The organism is Pricia antarctica, assembly GCF_900101815.1.
Taxonomy (GTDB): domain Bacteria; phylum Bacteroidota; class Bacteroidia; order Flavobacteriales; family Flavobacteriaceae; genus Pricia; species Pricia antarctica.
The window spans coordinates 79,456-96,979 of the sequence record NZ_FNAO01000007.1 but is presented as its reverse complement, the minus strand read 5'-3'; the positions used below and the strand labels follow the sequence as shown (position 1 = coordinate 96,979).

At 43.5% G+C, this 17,524-nt stretch carries 11 protein-coding genes; 8 read left to right on the top strand and 3 right to left on the bottom strand.

What is annotated here, in order from left to right; all coding sequences use genetic code 11:
- A complete protein-coding gene (locus BLT07_RS14255; RefSeq protein WP_245726560.1) occupies positions 1-3,501 on the bottom strand; it encodes a TonB-dependent receptor in 3,501 nt (1,166 codons plus the stop codon).
- 190 nt (positions 3,502-3,691) lie between these two features.
- Positions 3,692-4,870, bottom strand: coding sequence for a FecR family protein (locus BLT07_RS14250; RefSeq protein ID WP_091870137.1), 1,179 nt, complete (start codon positions 4,868-4,870; stop codon positions 3,692-3,694).
- A 123-nt stretch (positions 4,871-4,993) separates the two neighbouring features.
- On the opposite strand from BLT07_RS14250, the gene BLT07_RS14245 reads away from it, so the two are divergent.
- Positions 4,994-5,608, top strand: coding sequence for an RNA polymerase sigma factor (locus tag BLT07_RS14245; RefSeq protein WP_091870134.1), 615 nt, complete (start codon positions 4,994-4,996; stop codon positions 5,606-5,608).
- Between the two features lie 2 nt (positions 5,609-5,610).
- Here the strand turns inward: BLT07_RS14245 and ccsA are convergent, their stop codons facing one another.
- Positions 5,611-8,862: a cytochrome c biogenesis protein CcsA gene (gene ccsA / locus BLT07_RS14240; RefSeq protein ID WP_091870129.1), complete on the bottom strand. Its 3,252-nt coding sequence runs from the start codon at positions 8,860-8,862 to the stop codon at positions 5,611-5,613.
- Between the two features lie 347 nt (positions 8,863-9,209).
- Between ccsA and BLT07_RS14235 the strand changes: the two genes are divergently transcribed.
- The 7 genes from BLT07_RS14235 to BLT07_RS14205 all read left to right on the top strand — a co-directional run bounded on the left by BLT07_RS14235 (position 9,210) and on the right by BLT07_RS14205 (position 17,519).
- Entirely contained in the window at positions 9,210-9,989 is a 780-nt protein-coding gene (locus BLT07_RS14235) for a Rossmann-like and DUF2520 domain-containing protein (protein ID WP_091870125.1), read from the top strand.
- A 14-nt stretch (positions 9,990-10,003) separates the two neighbouring features.
- On the top strand, positions 10,004-10,531 hold the full coding sequence (locus BLT07_RS14230) for a KdsC family phosphatase (protein ID WP_091870121.1): 528 nt from the start codon (positions 10,004-10,006) through the stop codon (positions 10,529-10,531).
- A 30-nt stretch (positions 10,532-10,561) separates the two neighbouring features.
- On the top strand, positions 10,562-11,155 hold the full coding sequence (locus tag BLT07_RS14225; RefSeq protein ID WP_091870116.1) for a Maf-like protein: 594 nt from the start codon (positions 10,562-10,564) through the stop codon (positions 11,153-11,155).
- 135 nt (positions 11,156-11,290) lie between these two features.
- Positions 11,291-12,238 (top strand): septum formation inhibitor Maf, encoded by a 948-nt coding sequence (locus BLT07_RS14220; protein WP_091870111.1) that lies wholly within the window; start codon positions 11,291-11,293, stop codon positions 12,236-12,238.
- Complete coding sequence (locus BLT07_RS14215) at positions 12,235-12,783, top strand: mechanosensitive ion channel domain-containing protein (RefSeq protein ID WP_091870108.1); 549 nt, start codon at positions 12,235-12,237, stop codon at positions 12,781-12,783. The genes BLT07_RS14220 and BLT07_RS14215 overlap by 4 nt, the downstream gene beginning before the upstream one ends.
- A 269-nt stretch (positions 12,784-13,052) precedes the next feature.
- Positions 13,053-15,566, top strand: coding sequence for a PIG-L family deacetylase (locus BLT07_RS14210; protein WP_091870104.1), 2,514 nt, complete (start codon positions 13,053-13,055; stop codon positions 15,564-15,566).
- A gap of 219 nt (positions 15,567-15,785) precedes the next feature.
- Positions 15,786-17,519: a sodium:solute symporter family protein gene (locus tag BLT07_RS14205; RefSeq protein WP_091870101.1), complete on the top strand. Its 1,734-nt coding sequence runs from the start codon at positions 15,786-15,788 to the stop codon at positions 17,517-17,519.
- Positions 17,520-17,524 lie beyond the last annotated feature (5 nt).

The following is a 17,524-nucleotide window of genomic DNA, read 5'->3' as shown; positions in this document are numbered from 1 at the left end:
TTAAAATTGAAAGGTTAATCCCAAGGAATATGTTTTGGAAAAAGGATTTACTTGTGCCGTACTCCTGTTGGAAGATGCCGATGGACTATTAAGGTTCACGGAAGAACTGGCCGCTTCTGGATCGATATAATCGGTCAAAGGCGAAAAGGTGAACAAATTTTCCCCACTGAGATAAAGCCTTAGCTTTGTGGAAGGGGATTTTGAAATTATTCCTCCGGGTAGGGTGTACCCAATCGTCAAGTTCTTTAACCGAAGATAAGCCACACTTTGTAAATACCTGTCGTTTATTTTTTCCAAAGAACCGCCCAACGCAATATATCCATAGTTCCGTGGAAAATAAGCATCTGGATTATCCGGTGACCACATATTGTTAACAAGATCTTTTCTAATGTAAGAGTTGTAGGGCCGGTTATATTGAGCCCAAAAGAACCGGGAATCCGAATTGGGATACCAATCCTGTTTACCCACGCCTTGAAAAAATCCTGAAATATCAAAACCTTTCCATTTGGCATCCAAAATAAAACTATATAGATATTGGGGTGCCGAGTTACCTAAAACTTCCCTGTCGCCGGGATCGTTCACCGTGTTTTCGCCTTCGCCGATAAAACCGTCCCCGTTTAAATCTATATACTTCACGTCGCCTGGCTTAAGTCCACCCCCAGATGAAATACGATTAGAGACAAAACTCTGATCGGCATGGTCGGCTATTTCTTGTTCAGACTGAAATAGGCCTTCGATTCGATAGCCCCAAAGCTCCCCGATAGTCATACCGTCATAAAAGTCTATAAGACTTTTATTTGGATTTTCGAACCTAGTTATCTTAGTTATGGAATTCGATAAATTTCCTGTAATAGAAAAAGAGAAGGGGTCATTATCTAAATCAAATGAATCTTGGTAACCCAAAGAAAGTTCAAAACCCCGTGCTCTCAAATCAGCAGCGTTTTCCAGAGGGGATTGCGTCCCAAGAACACTCGGTAGGCTTGCGCCCGGGGCCAACATACCCTTGGTATCGCGCTGGAACCAGTCAAAATTCATGGTCAAATGGTTATTGAACATGGCAATATCGGTTCCCAAGTTCAAAGTGCTGACTTCTTCCCAGGTAATTTCGGAGGGATTCAGACCGGGCGATTCTATATAATTCAAACGCGTGCCGTTCAAAGGATAACTATAAGTACCGTTTGGTAAGGTGGGATAATACGCATAATCATCAATATTTTGATTGCCCAAAGAGCCATAGGAAGCCCTTAGTTTAAAAAGATTTAGGTTTTTGGATTCCCCGAAGAAACCTTCCCTGTTGATTAACCATCCTGCGGAGACAGATGGAAAAAAGCCCCAACGGTAATCGGACGGGAATCGTGAGGTAGCATCGTATCTTCCATTGAATTCCAAAAGATACTTATCCTTAAAATCATAAGAAAGTCGATAAAACAAACCTTGTAGTGCCCATTCGGAAGCACTGCCGCCCGCCTCGGGATTATCAGTTGCCAATCCTAATGAATTCAGGTCGTTGGAAATCAGGTTTTGTTTGCTTGCCTCTATACTTTTTGTCAAAAATGTCTCTTGGTTAAAACCGGCCGTTACTTTTAAACTATGGTCGCCGAACGACCCTCTGTACTCTCCATAAATATTAAAGGCATCATAGCTGCTTTCGGTACGGTACTCGTTCAAATAATCGTTGCCCAAGAGCCCTATCTCTTCGGGGTAAATGGAATATGGAATTCTAGTGGAACGCTGATACCGGTTAAAATTATTTCTACGTATAGCATAGTTCATATTGATAGTAGTTGAAGAAAAAGGCCTTATCTCAACAGAAGCAATGTTCGAAAATTCGTCGGCATTCGTTACTTGTTTTGAAGTACCCTGCAATAACCCCGCATATACCCCGTCCCCAATTGTGTAGTTGTTCAACTCTGTACGCCAGAGAGCTCCGCCGTTCGGGTTTACGGGCACATAAGAAGGTAAGGCATGAACCCAGATCAAGCTGCCCCAAGGCCTTCCATAGCTTCCGTATTGGCTTCCGCCATGTTCCAAATCCGCTGAACTATTATATTGCATGTTATTGGAAAACGTCATCCAAGCTGTAGCCTCAATATCCAATTTCCCCCTTAGATTGTATTTCTTATACGTATCATCCTGAACTTTGAGGATACCTGTAGACCTGTAGTTTCTATAAGAAAAATTTGCCTTTATTTTTTCTGAACCTCCAGAAATTGACGCATTATAGATTTGCGATGGATAGTTTTTTCTAAAAAAATAGTTCCACCAATCCGTATGCCCGTAATGCACATACTGATCCCGTCCATTCCTTTGATCGACAATGACCCTTGCCAGTGACGGATTTTGGGAGACCTTTAAAAGCTCGGCCATATCAGCTTCCGTATAACCGGTATACGAAGCCCCGCTGTTATTCCTAAAAGCTTCATCAACGATAGATACCGCTTGGTAAGGGTCAGTAACAAAATCGGTATTGTTGGTCGGTGAACTGATGGCCGTGGTGACACCGACATTAACTTGAATATTACCCTGTTTAGCATCTTTTGTGGTAACTAAAACTACCCCAAAAGAACCTCTGGCACCGTATATTGCAGCCGCTCCTGCATCTTTTAATACACTAATGGATGCTACGTCGTTTGGATTTAGGTTACTCAAACTGCCTTCAATCCCATCAATCAATATTAATGGTTGGCCACCATTTATAGACGTAAACCCGCGGATATTGATTCTTGGTTCATCACCAACTTTACCCGTGGACTGAGTTACGTTTAGACCGGGACTAAGACCTTGCAAACTGGAAGAAACATCGGCTATTGGGCGTTCTGCAATGTTGGCAGTTTCGACAGTACTAACCGCCGTAGAGAGCATTTCCCTGTTTGTTGTACCATACCCGACAACAACAACCTCGTCCAATCCTTGCGCACTTTCCTCCAGTTGCACGTTAATGGTAGTCTGTCCATTGACAGCTACCTCCTCTTCAGCAAAACCGATGTAAGAGACCACTAAAACTGCATTTTCGTCGGAAAGTTCAATGGAGAAGTTACCGTCAAAATCGGTCTGTACCCCGTTTGTCGTACCTTTTTCTAGAATGTTCGCACCGGGTAGAGGTGCTCCATTGGCATCGGATATGGTACCCGAGACTTGAAATTGTATTGCCGTATTGTTAGGCTGCAAAGTTTTCGACACTTTGGTCGGAGTTGTGTTTTTAGCATCCTTCCTTAAAATTATCTGTTTCTTCAAAACTTCATAATCGACGTCAGTACCAGCAAATAGTTCTGATAGCACAGTAGCGATTTTTTCCTTCTCAACTTTTATGGAAACCTCCCTATGTATATCGACATCCCTTCTATTCAATAAAAACTTAAAATCTGAAAGGGATTCTATTTCCTGAATCACTTCTTCGACCGTCGCATCTGGCATATCCAGCGTGATTTTCTTGTTTTGCGAATAGGTGTTCGCCTGAATCTGAAACATAGAAATTATGGTAAGCAATAAAGTGAGTTTCATTTTCCGGCTTAGTTTAGGAAGACTGCATGCAATATCCCAAAATTTAAAGCGTTTTTTCATAATTAAGTGGTGTTATCGGTTTTATTTAAATCGGTTTTACCAAATCGGGAAATGTGACTGCATTTTCCGATTTTTCTTTTTGAATTGATTTTTAGCTATTCAAATTTATCCATAAGCTGTTTAATTTATATTAATCGATTATTACTTTATTGTTATTTATTTTGTAATAAATAGCATAACTTTTATTAAACGATTCCAAAACTTCTTCAATAGTCTCGATATCAAAGGTTGCATCGAACAATTGCTTGTCCAAATCTTTATCCCTGTTCTTGATAGTTATGTTGTATTTGCGTTCCAAGGCCTGTCGGATTTTTCGAAATGGGGTGTTGCGAAACACGAGTTTTCCCTGTACCCAAGCGGTGTAGATTTCGGTATCAACATTTTCGATAGAGATATCGTCGCCCACTTTTCGCCATTCGGCCTTAAAGCCTGGTTCTAACAAAATACCTGCCCTGCTTTTATCCTTCTCATTTTTTATATTGATTTCAACCGATCCCTCGACCAAAACGGTATTGATATTGGTGTCTTCGGGATAATGGGAAACGTTGAACTTGGTGCCCAACACTTCGATGTCCAGTTCGTCGGCTTGAACCGTGAAGTGATGTTCTTTGTCTTTCGCCACATCGAAATAGGCTTCCCCAGTTAAAAATACTCTTCGACCAAGTCCCTTTAGAAACTGCACCGGATAACGCAAGGACGTACCGGAGTTCAAAAAAACATGGGTGCCGTCGGACAATATCACGTCGAAGCGTTTGCCGTAGGGCACTTTTATGGTGTTATAAACTAAAGTTTTGGAATTGCCGTACTCGGCAAAACTGGAAGTAGACCCACTATAAGTAAGTTTAGACCTTTTCTGGTTCCCGATTATGTTTCCTTGTGAATCCATTACATTTTTATTCGCCGACGGATCTAGGGTTTCAACGGTACCGTTTTCTAAGGTGATGGTTATCGCTTCTTCTTTGGGTACGAGTAGACCCGAAACAGGGTCTTTTGTTTGGTTCTCATGGAAAATATAACCAAGTGTCACGAAAACCATCCCTACTGCGGCATATTTCAACAGCGAACGAATTTTTTGGCGTTGGAAGATGTTTTTATCCTTCTTCATCCTCCGCATCAGGACTTCCTTGATTTTATGCTTATCCGGTTCGTTCATAACGGTGGTGGCTTCATAGTGCGACTGGGCGAACTCTTCGAAAATCCGCTCGTTGTCCCCGACCAAGATCCAATCGGATAAAAAATCCAAGTCTTGAATTGTTGCTTCGTTCAGAAGATATTTGACAATTCGATTTTCTGTGTCTCGGACGAGCATAATTAGCCTGGTCTATATTGATAAGACAAAGCTAATTTTCATAACCCTAACTTTTAGTTGACTTTTCTTTCACAATTACATTTTGTCCCAGTATATTTATCGTGTTTAAAGCAATGGTAGACGATGGATAATGAAGATATAGAATTGATCGAACGATTAACAAATGGAGAAGAAAAGGCGTTCATACATCTAATAGACCTTTACAACCGCAGACTGTTCGGGTATGCCCTGACATTGACGAACGACCATACTTTGGCAGAGGATATTCTTCAAAATGTTTTTCTTAATACGTGGGAAAAGCGCAAAACCCTGCGTATCACAACCTCCCTTCAGAACTATTTGTTCAAGTCAGTTTTCAACCAGTTTATCAACCAGTACAAGAAAAACCGATCGACCATGGTGTTGGAACAGAAGTATTTCGAGGCTTTGGACAAAGCGGTACAAAAACACGATGATATCTCTTGGGAAAAAGTGATGACACGAATAACTCTCGAAATTGAAAACCTACCGCCAAGATGTAAAGAGGTTTTGCTCCTAAGTAGAAAAGAGGGATTGACCAATATTGAAATTTCAGAATACCTTAAAGTTTCCATCAAGACAGTAGAGGCGCACCTTACCAAAGCTTTTGGCGTACTACGCAAAAAACTAGGGTCGGAGTATCAAACGTTTTTGCTTGTTTTTTTCGGGAGAAAAGGTTTTAGTTGCCGAAGTGCGAATGAATCTCAATTTCTGGATTAATATTACCTTCCATAATTCACCCGATACCGCCAAAAACTGATGCCTCCTAAAATCAAGGCACCCAAGACAATGTACCAAACATAATCGGGCGTTATAGCCGCTCCGCCACTTTGGCCGTAGCTGTGAAGGCCTACCAAGTAAAAATTAACGCCTAGATAGGTCATCATGATACTACCGATGGCAATCATACTCAAAAAGTTGAACGTCCATTTTCCCCGAAGTCCGGGTACTAAACGGGTATGGATGACGAAGGCATAGACCATAATGGAAATCAAGGCCCACGTTTCCTTGGGATCCCAGCCCCAATACCGGCCCCAGCTTTCGTTGGCCCACTGGCCACCCAAGAAATTACCGATGGTCAGCATGATCAGGCCTACGGTGAGGGCGATTTCGTTGATAATCGTCAACTCCCTAATGTTCATTTCCATCCGGACCTTGTTCTTTTTGTTGGTGAGAATCATCAAAAGCAGGCAGACCAGACCTAAAATGGCGCCTACGATCAAGGGGCCGTAGCTGGCGACGATTACGGCCACGTGAATCATCAACCAATAGCTGTCAAGTACCGGCACAAGGGTGCCGATTGCTGGATCTACCCAATTGCCATGGGCTATCATTAAAAGAATCGAGGCCACGAATGCGGTTGCGGCGACCGTCATATCGTTTTTCCTTATAAATAGAAGTCCGATGCCCATGGTTGCCCAAGAAACATAGAGAATACTTTCGTAGGCGTTGGTCCAAGGGGCGTGGCCGGAGACATACCAACGCAATACCAAGCCCGCGGTATGCCATAGAAACAAAAGTAAAATGGTTCCTTTGAAAAAATAAACGGCTATCCGCCAAATAGATCGGTCCTTAAAAATCTGGAATATCAATATGAAAAACATGAGTAATCCTACTACTGCGTACGCTTTCCATAACCAACTGTAAATGTTCAGTTTATTGTAGATTACCTCGGTATTTATTTTCGCTTCCGAGGGCAGTACTTCGCTACCATGGTTTTTCTGGTTTTGCTTAAAGGCATCCAAAAGCTTGTCGGCATCGGTATAATCCCCGGTTTCGTTCGCCCTTCTTAGGGTCATCAAATAGTAAGGAATGGAATTTTTAATAAAATTCGCATACAAAGAGTCGGGAATCTGGAACTGCCCCCCACGATATTCCAACGCGGAAATCCACTTGTTATTTTCATCGTTCAACAAAGGGAAAATTTTCACTATACGGCCACTTAAGGCCTGATCTAGAAGACTTATTCTTTCATTCGCACTCTTAAAATCCCGATCAAATTCCGTGGGGATATTCGTAGTAGTGGCCCGCTTCAAAAAGGGCTCCAATTTGTAGGAACCCTCTTTGGTGAAAAAATCGGTTGCCTTTACATATTTCTGCCCCTCTGGAACACCTATTACGTGCCTAATACTATCGTTTTTAGCATATTTATCCAGAATTATAAATTCGGTATTATACCACGCCGCCGGCGTTAGCATCATCGAAAGAAATACCTTATCGGCGTTCATATCCTTAAACTTGTCGTCGAGGCTCAGTTTGCGCAAGAGTTCCGACGAAAAGGTGTGAATCGGTTTCATACGACCCGCGTCATCCTGAATAACCAACTTTCCAAATTTCTCGGCGTGTGCTTCAGAAACAATGGTAGTCTTTATCAACGAGTCGATTTGCGCCTGTGTGGGCATCTCAGTGTTGTGTTCATGACCGTCACCGATAGCATGCTCCTGTAGATCGGCCGCCTGTTCTAGGGATACTTGTTCAGGTTCATTGCCGGCCGTCGCCTTTTGTGGCTCTTGCGCTTGCAGTCCGAACAATCCTGCAAATACCAAGACCGAAGTCAGTGCCGCTTTTTTGGATTTTAATTTTTCAAGGGATGTGCCCAGATCTTTGAAACGGGTCTTTCCGAAAAACATGATGCCCATTAATCCTGCATATAGCAAGAAATAGCCTAAATAAGTAATTCGAGTACCCCATTGGTCGTGATTTACCGATAGAACGGTACCTTTTTCATCGGGATGGAAGCTGGACTGAAAAAAGCGGTATCCGCCTTGATCGAGAATGTTGTTCATAAAGATATCGTAATCGTACGGACGATCGTTTTCTACGGTAACCTTGCTCATAAACGATTTGTAGCCCTTTTCGGTTCCGGGATATTTTTCCGCAATAAAATCGTTCAATTTGATACCGAAAGGCAGTTCGTATACTTTCGAGCCATAACTTAAACTGAAATCAAGGCCGCCAACATTGAATTTTTCGGAAAAATCGGCCGTTCCTTTACTGCCCAATAATTTCTTTTGCACGGTTTCGCCATTAGCCGTTACCTCAACGATCAAGGCATCAAGGGTACCTTCGTTCATTTCATTCTTGGGCACCTTGACCACCCCATACGAACCTTTGACAATGGATTCAGGAACTACGAACTGCATCCCGGCCATATTGTAAAGTGAGCGCAACTGAAATTCTTGTAGGCTGTCTTTGGCGACCTGACCTTGAAACTGGTCCGCCATCCGCATAAAACTGCCCTCAAACGGGGAAATGATTTGATAAATGCTGTCGGTTGAAATGATATTTATGGCGCCTTCCGTGTCTTTGTTTAGGGCAAAAAGCACCCCATGGATGCTGGCTACCTGTCCGTTTTCCAAAAAATGTTCGTGGCGTTGGCCGTCGCCAGCTTCAACGATTTTTAAATACTGCTTGCCGTTTTCATCGGGAATCAAGCCTTCCTTGGCGCCATCGATGAAATCCACAAACGAAATCGTAAAGGGCTGTCCCTTATAATCCGAATCCCAAGGCAGGTCCGATTGGATCCCTTCGGCGGTAACGATTAGGTCTTCCTGCAAGGTCTTCCGTCTCGGTTGCCCGTCGATTTGACCATCTACATAGGCGGTCAGATAGGTCTTATCGGAATAGAACACCTTTTCGGTCTCGCCCTCACGGATGGGCATCATTCCCTCAAAACTGATATAGCGGGTAACGAAAGCACCGATGATAATCAATATCCAAGAGAGGTGTAAGGTCAGTACCGGCCATTTTTCCCATCGGAAAAGCCGGTAACGAAACATATTACCCATAAAATTGATAACAAAAAATACCATAATGGCCTCGAACCACCAAGCATTGTAGACCCAAATTCGGGCGGTCTCCGTACTATATTTACTTTCGATAAAAGTACCAAAGGCCATTGCGGTGGCAAAAACGATAAAAAGGATGGCCATTAGGCGAGTGGAAAAGAAAAAATTTTTGAGCAAATCCTTCATCAGCAGCTGAATTGGTTTTCAGGATGCAAAAATACGGGTCTTTTTGTAATTTTTGGGGATGATAATGCCATATTCGGTGGAATGGCAATGTTAATTCTAAGTGAAAGTTTTTTGATGGAACGATGGATGCTTGGTGCTGGGTGCCCGATTCCCTTAGTGTGATTTTGGAATTGGGCTGTGTGGTATTAATGGATTTAAGATGCCAGATGAGCGATGTGTCTTATTTGAATCAGGATTCGATAATTCATAGGAGAATTGCCAAATTCGTGAATTGGGAATCTTGAACGTTGAAAATAAACTCGTAAACCGATAAACCCATAAACTCGATTTTTCCCTATTTTCGCCGTATGATACGCGTCAGTATTTTAGGTACCGGCAATGTGGCGAAACACTTGTTCGCTACTTTTATGAAAATTGAGGACGTGAAAGTTGTCCAAATTATCGGAAGGAATAAAATTGCCTTAAAGATTTTCGGAAACTCCGTGGATACCCTTTCGGATTTTTCAAAAATTTCGGATGCCGATATTTTCATTATTGCCGTAAAGGATGATGCCATCGCAGCGGTTTCCGAATATCTTAGAAATAAGAAAGGATTGATCGCGCATACCTCTGGAAGTGTTTCGATGGATGTATTATCAGGCCAAAGGCGCCATGGCGTTTTCTATCCCTTACAAACCTTCACCGACGACCGAAAAGTAGCCAAGAATTCCGTTCCCTATTGTTTGGAAGCCCATGATGAAACGGATCTGGACCTGCTTAAAAATCTTGCGGGCAAACTATCGGACAAAGTGTACGAAGTGAATTCCGAACAACGGAAGGTGCTTCATTTGGCAGCGGTGTTCGTCAATAATTTTACGAACCATCTTTATCATATCGGAAAAGAAATCTGCGATGAAAAGGGATTACCGTTTGCGATTCTACAACCTTTAATTCAAGAAACTTTGGATAAAACGAAGCAGTTGACGCCTTACCAAGCGCAGACCGGACCGGCACGTCGGGGAGATTCCGAGACCATCTCAAAGCATTTGGAGGAGTTGAAAAAATCCGGATTTGGGGAGGTTTATGGGGTTTTGAGTAAGTCGATAGGGAAATTATATGGGAAGGATACCAACGGGCAACATCATTAACCTGAAACCAATACATGGAAAAAAGTTATAAAGAAAGTCTGCAGCATATCGATACGTTCGTCTTTGATGTGGATGGGGTTTTTACCGACAGTACCTTAATTATCACTACCGAGGGCGAAATGCTGCGTAGAATGAGCGTTAAGGATGGGTATGCCCTAAAAACGGCCCTTCAAAAAGGATATAAGGTGTGTATTATCTCCGGTGGCACCAACGAAGGTGTCCGTAATCGCCTGAAGGCTTTGGGCGTTACGGATATTTATTTAGGGGCACACCATAAAATGGATGCTTTGGAAGAATATATGGATATCTACGAAATATCCACAAGTACCATGTTGTACATGGGCGACGATATTCCTGATATTCCCCCGATGCAAGTGGTGGCGTTGCCCACCTGTCCGCAGAACGCGGTTCCGGAAGTGAAGGCCATTTCAAAGTACGTATCCCATAAAAACGGGGGTGAGGGCTGCGTTCGTGATGTTATCGAACAGGTTTTGAAGGTCAGGGGAGATTGGATGACGAATTTTGATGCAGCGAATGATTGAGAAAAAATCCAGTAATCCCATTCGAGACGTATGCTATCCGATAAACTAAAAAATCACAAAATCATACTAGCCTCAGCTTCCCCAAGAAGACAGCAGTTTTTTCGGGAAATGGGATTGGATTTCGAGATCCGTATCAAATCGGTGGAGGAAATCTATCCAAATCAATTGGAAGGAAGCGCTATTTCCGATTATTTGGCCGAATTGAAGGCATCCGCTTTTGAGGGAACCCTGGCTTCAAATGAAATCTTGATCACTTCCGATACCGTAGTTTGGCACAAGAATATCTCGCTGGCAAAGGCGGAGGGTGCGGGGGAAGCTTTCGCCATGTTAAAAACACTATCTGGCGATTGGCACGAAGTCATCACTTCGGTCTGTTTTACTACAAAAGACTACCAAAAGACAGTAAACCAGACCACCAAAGTCAAGTTCAACGTATTGAAGGACGAGGAAATCCGTTTCTATATCGAAAACTACAAGCCCTTCGATAAAGCGGGAGCCTACGGCATTCAGGAATGGATAGGATTAATCGGTATCGAGAAAATCGAAGGATCGTATCCGAATGTGGTCGGGCTGCCGACGCATTTGGTTTATGAGACACTTTTAGATATAATGGCTTGCGGGTAATTTCGTAAATTTGTTATACCGACGGAAAACTCGGCTACTTTACTTTGGCAAATCCCGGTGTCCTAAATAGGTAAGCTTTTACACCGAAATTCGTGGAGAAACACAAAGCCTTACGGAAAAATAAAATATGAATACATGAAAACATACATCAAATTAGACCGCATTGTTTTAACCCTGGCCGCCCTTTCGCTGTCAGTAACATCGTGCAGCGAAAAAGAATCCGCTAAGAATCAAGAAACAACGCAAAAAGAGAAAAAAGCGGAGTCAACATCCAAAAAACAACTATCCGAAGCCTTCAAAACCTACTGGTATGCGGGGGAAGCCGAAATCACCTCCTACAAACTACAACAGGCGCGTTACGGTGAAACACGCGATGGGGAAGCGGTGCTTATTTACGTCACCGAGCCTTTTTTGCCAGAAATTCAGGTAAAAGCGGATGCAAGCCATCCGGATAATGTTCCGGTGCTCAAACTGAACGCGACAAAAAACTATGTGACGGGCATCTACCCCTACTCCATTATGACCAGCACCTTTTATCCCGTACACGATAACCAACACGCCATCAAGGTCGCTTTTTCATCCCAGGAATGGTGCGGACAAGTCTATGCACAATTGAACAACAGGGAACAGTTTGATTTGATGTCGCATTCCTATTTTGAAGGCGAGGCCGATCAAGACCTGAAATTGGATAAGACCATTCTGGAAAACGAACTTTGGAATAAAATCAGGATCGACCCAGCAGGTCTACCCACAGGTGATTTCGATGTGATTCCGTCTTTGGAGTATATTCGGTTATCCCATAAAGAAGTAAAGGCCTACAAAGCTAGTTTGGCCCTTACCGAATCAGAAGGGATCAGCACGTATGAAATCAACTATTCTGAACTTGAACGCACACTCAAAATCGATTTCTCCACCGATTTTCCTTACGCCATTCAAGGTTGGACGGAAACCGCTACAAGCGGGTCTGGAAAAAACGCGAAACAGATGACGTCGACAGCGACCAAGATGAAAACTTTAAAGACCCCATATTGGCAACAAAACGGAAATAAGGATTTATCTTTGCGCGATAGTTTAGAATTATGATATCGTTGGAAGAATTTTTTGCTGCCTACAAACAGGAATTGCTAGCAACCGTCATTCTCATTGCAGTTTTGTTTATATTGAAACTGGTGTTGACGAAGGCCATTCGCAAGGTGGGGCGTATGAGCGATATTGTCGAGGCCCGTACCTTGTTGATTACCAAATATGTTTCGATTTTACTTACGATATTGGGCTTTGGACTATTAACTTTTATCTGGAACATCAAATTCAAGGACGTCGGCATCGCCTTCGCCTCGGTCTTTACCATTATCGGGGTCGCCCTTTTTGCCAGCTGGTCCATTTTGAGCAACATTACGGCCGGGGTCGTTCTTTTCTTTTCCTTCCCCTTTAAAATAGGGGATCGCGTCAAAATCATGGATAAGGATATTGAAGGGGAAGAACCTTACCTCATCGAAGATATCAGGGCCTTTCACGTAAGCCTTCGAAAAGACAATGGCGAACTGCTGGTCTATCCCAACAACCTGATGATGCAGAAGGCGGTTACTCTATTATATAAAGATGAAGTGATGTACGAAGAGGGTACCTAGTTAGGCTTTAACCATTTCGATAAATGCCTTTTGCTTTTCCATTCATCCCCCTTGAAGCTATAAAAGCTGCGCAAAGCTCAAGGCGTATAGCCTATAGCGTATAGCGTATAGCGTATAGCGTATAGCGTATAGCGAAAAAACTTAACGTTGTATTTGAACAACTCGGAACGATTTTTGTTAAAGAAATACAAAAAAACGGGGCAGCTTTGTATTCTTCTTATATTTGAAAAGGTTCCCTAACTAATAGTTTACCGCAAAAAGCCAACACTATGCGTCATTTTTTGGTATGTATGATAGGAATATTCTTCCTTTCCAATACCGCTTTTGCCCAAAAGCCCCACCAGCCTTCTTCTTCAGAGATTTACCATTCCCTTCAAAAACTGAATTTTTTGGGTACCGCGCTTTATGTTGCGGCGCATCCCGATGATGAGAATACGCGCCTCATATCCTATTTATCGAACGGAATGCACGCCCGCACCGGATACCTTTCACTGACTCGCGGCGATGGGGGGCAGAATCTTATTGGCCCAGAACTTAGGGAACTTTTGGGCGTACTGCGTACCGAAGAGCTGTTGGCGGCCCGACGGATCGACGGCGGGGAACAATTTTTTAGCCGTGCGAACGATTTTGGGTACTCCAAAAATCCCGAGGAAACATTGGAAATCTGGAATAAGGAAGCCGTTCTAGGGGATGTGGTATGGGCCATACGCCATTTCAAGCCCGATGTAATCATCGACCGCTTCGATCATCGCAGTCCCGGTACCACCCACGGGCACCACACTTCTTCCGCCATGCTGAGTGTGGAGGCCTTTGACCTGGCCAATGACAAGACCGCCTACCCCGAACAACTGAAACTTACCGATACATGGCAGCCCCAACGCCTATTTTTCAACACCTCTTGGTGGTTCTATGGTAGCGAGGAGAAATTTGAAAAAGCCGACAAGTCGAATATGCTGAATTTGGATGTCGGAAACTACTACCCCGTTCTGGGAACATCCAACAACGAAATTGCCGCTTTGGCCAGCAGCCAGCATCTGTCCCAAGGTTTTGGAAGGTTGTCGGAACGAGGAGTGCAAGACGAATATCTGGAATTGTTAAAGGGAGACCTGCCCAAGGATAAAACAAACATTTTCGATGGTATCGATACGTCGTGGTCCCGTATCGAAGGCGGTGAAGCTATCGGGACTATCTTGAACGCCCTGGAGAAAAACTTCGATTTCGAAAATCCTACAAAACATCTGCCCCAGCTTTTGGAAGCCTATGTCCTGCTCCAAAATATACAGGATGATCATTGGAAAAAAGTAAAATCCAAAGCATTGAAGAGCCTAATCGCCGATGTAACGGGACTCTATCTGGAAGCTTCCTCGGAATCGGCCGCTACAAATCCAGGTGGGAAGGTCAAAGTCACTATTGAGGCCATCAATCGAAGTAATACCGATATGGTTCTAAAATCAATTCAGATTTCTTCTTCGGATGCCGCCTTGAATCCGAACATCCCCCTGAAAAACAATACAAAACAAAACTTTGAATTGACGCTAAATGTGCCCTCGGATACGGAATACACCAGCCCCTATTGGTTAAAAGAAAAAGGAAGTCTGGGCATGTATAAAGTCCTCGATCAGCAACTTATCGGCAAACCGGAAACCCCAAGAGCTTTCACGGCTGCGTTCGAAATTGATTTCAACGGCACAACAATCAACTTTGAAAAACCAGTGATCTACCATTACGCAAAACCGGAAAAAGGGGAACTGTACCAGCCTTTTGAAGTTCTGCCCAAGGCAACGGCTAGCTTTTCGGATAAGGTTTTGATCTTTGCCGATGGAAAACCAAAACAGGTGCCTGTTACTATCGAGGCCCACGCCGATAACATCAAAGGAGAAATACAACTTATTCACGGCGAAGGCTGGTCGGTCGATACGGATACCAAAACATTTGAAATCGCCAAAAAAGGGGACAAAAGAACCGTTTTCTTTACCCTATCCCCTCCCGCCGAGGAAAACGAGAACTACATTTCGCCGATTCTCAAAATTGACGGCAAAGAAACGACTAAAGAACTGGTTACCATAGCCTACGATCATATACCCAAGCAATCCGTGTTGTTGCCCTCAGAAGCAAAAACGGTGAGGATTAATATTAAAAAGGCAGGGGAACAGATCGGATATATTGTCGGTGCAGGAGACGAAGTGCCCGAAAGCCTGCGGCAAATCGGTTATAGCGTTCGAACCATTTCGCCCAGCGCTATCAGTGCGGGCAGTTTGAAATCATACGATGCGGTGGTTATTGGAATCCGTGCCTACAATGTGGTCGACGAACTCCAGTTCAAACAGCATTTTTTAATGGATTATGTCAAAAATGGTGGCACGTTGATTGTGCAGTATAATACAGCTGGACGATGGAAAGAGCAATTCGAGAACATCGCGCCCTACCCGCTTACCCTTTCCCATGATAGGGTGACGGATGAAAATTCGGAAGTGGACATAGTGGCAAAAGATAGTCCGCTGATTAATTTTCCCAATACCATTACCCCGGCAGATTTCGAGGGCTGGGTACAGGAACGGGGACTGTATTTCCCCAACGAATGGGCCAAGGAATTTACGCCTGTACTATCCATGAAAGATGATGGGGAATCCGCTAAAGAGGGTAGCCTTTTGATAGCAAAGTACGGAAAGGGCCATTATATTTACACGGGACTGAGTTTTTTCAGGGAATTGCCGGCGGGAGTTCCGGGAGCCTACAAGTTGTTTGCTAATATGCTATCAGTTGGTAAGGATAGTAGCCAATAGCCAATGTTATTTATAATAAACTCATAAACCTATAAACTCATAAACTTTTGTGCTCGACAAATTTCTAGAACACCTGCTCCTTTATTTGAAGATAACGAACAATTAATTTCCAAAAAATGCTTGATAAATTCGATTGGAAAAAAGAATATACTTTGGTACTTATTTTGAACATATTGTATGTACTGATCTTTAGTTATATAATGACCGCTTTTACTTAATATGAGCACACTCGATTGGATCATACTGTCAAGTACCCTGCTATTTATAGTAAGCTACGGCGTTTGGAGGACGCGAGGGAGCAAAAACGTCGACGACTATGTCGGTGGCGGTAAAGATGCCAAATGGTGGACCATCGGCCTATCGGTCATGGCCACGCAGGCGAGTGCCATTACCTTTTTGTCCACACCCGGCCAGGCCTTTCACGACGGCCTGGGTTTTGTGCAGTTTTACTTCGGACTACCCTTGGCGATGGTTATCATCTGCTTGGTCTTCGTACCGCTTTACCATCGGCTCAAGGTCTACACCGCCTATGAATTTTTAGAAGGCCGGTTCGACCTAAAGACCCGCTCGTTGACCGCCATCCTTTTTTTGATTCAGAGAGGCTTGGCCGCCGGCATCACCATATTTGCTCCTTCCATTATATTATCCGCTGTGTTGGGATGGGATTTGCGCACCCTGAACGTCATCATCGGTGTTTTGGTTATTATATATACGGTATCCGGAGGCACCAAGGCAGTTAGTGTGACACAAAAGCAGCAGATGTTCATCATCATGACCGGTATGTTCGTCACCTTTTTTTATATTTTGGGATATCTCCCTGCGGATATTAACTTCGGCAAAGCTCTAAAAATTGCCGGTGCCAGCAATAAGCTTCAAATTCTTGATTTCAGTTTTGACACCACCAGCCGATATACCTTCTGGAGCGGTATTACCGGAGGTCTCTTTTTGGCCTTGGCCTATTTCGGGACCGATCAAAGCCAGGTACAACGTTATCTTTCGGGCAAATCGGTGCGCGAAAGTCAATTGGGGCTTGTATTTAACGGTATCTTAAAGATTCCCATGCAATTCTTTATCCTTTTGGTCGGCATCATGGTATTTGTTTTTTACCAGTACAACCCCTCGCCCCTTAACTTCAATCCTTCCGCGACCAACGCAGTCATGAATTCGGTCTATGCCAAGGATTATAAGATACTTCAAGAGGGACAGACCAAACTTGAGCAGGAAAAGAAAATGGCCCAGAACAAATTTTCATCTGCGCTTGAGCTTAAGGAATATACGGCCGTTGAAGAGGCCAAACAACAGATCATCGCCTTGAACAAAAAGGACAGGGCCAACCGCGAGGCCGCTAAGACTTTAATTTCGCAGTCCGACAGTGTCGTGGAAACCAACGACAAGGATTATGTGTTCATTCATTTTATACTCAACAACCTACCTACAGGATTGATCGGACTCCTTCTGGCCGTCATATTATCTGCAGCCATGTCATCTACAGCCTCTGAACTCAACGCATTGGGTACCATCACCGCGCTGGATCTTTACAAAAGAAACAAAAAAGGAAATTTCACCGAGCGACACTACGTCATAGCTACTAAAGGTTTTACGTTAGTATGGGGGCTGATCGCCATCGGCATTGCTAGCATCGCCAATCTTTTTGATAACCTGATCCAACTGGTCAATATCATCGGATCCATATTTTACGGAAATGTACTCGGGATATTCCTTTTAGCCATTTTCTTCAAATTCGTAAAAGGTAACGCCGTCTTTTTTGCTGCCATCTTGACCCAGCTGATCATTTTCGTACTCTTCTACACCCTGATATTCAACTATCCCGAAGGTGAGGAAAAACTTGGGTATCTTTGGCTCAACTTTATCGGATGCGGTCTGGTTATTTTTGTAGCCTTTGTTTTTGAAGGCTTCGATAGGATGCTGAAGAATCCGCGTCTGGAGAGTTGAAAGCG

Coding starts and splice junctions, on each gene's coding strand:
- ccsA (WP_091870129.1), bottom strand. CDS start 8,862: ATGAAGGATTTGCTCAAAAATTTTTTCTTTTCCACTCGCCTAATGGCC.
- BLT07_RS14230 (WP_091870121.1), top strand. CDS start 10,004: ATGGAAAAAAGTTATAAAGAAAGTCTGCAGCATATCGATACGTTCGTC.
- BLT07_RS14210 (WP_091870104.1), top strand. CDS start 13,053: ATGCGTCATTTTTTGGTATGTATGATAGGAATATTCTTCCTTTCCAAT.
- BLT07_RS14220 (WP_091870111.1), top strand. CDS start 11,291: ATGAAAACATACATCAAATTAGACCGCATTGTTTTAACCCTGGCCGCC.
- BLT07_RS14235 (WP_091870125.1), top strand. CDS start 9,210: ATGATACGCGTCAGTATTTTAGGTACCGGCAATGTGGCGAAACACTTG.
- BLT07_RS14215 (WP_091870108.1), top strand. CDS start 12,235: ATGATATCGTTGGAAGAATTTTTTGCTGCCTACAAACAGGAATTGCTA.
- BLT07_RS14245 (WP_091870134.1), top strand. CDS start 4,994: ATGGATAATGAAGATATAGAATTGATCGAACGATTAACAAATGGAGAA.
- BLT07_RS14255 (WP_245726560.1), bottom strand. CDS start 3,501: ATGAAACTCACTTTATTGCTTACCATAATTTCTATGTTTCAGATTCAG.
- BLT07_RS14250 (WP_091870137.1), bottom strand. CDS start 4,870: ATGCTCGTCCGAGACACAGAAAATCGAATTGTCAAATATCTTCTGAAC.
- BLT07_RS14205 (WP_091870101.1), top strand. CDS start 15,786: ATGAGCACACTCGATTGGATCATACTGTCAAGTACCCTGCTATTTATA.
- BLT07_RS14225 (WP_091870116.1), top strand. CDS start 10,562: ATGCTATCCGATAAACTAAAAAATCACAAAATCATACTAGCCTCAGCT.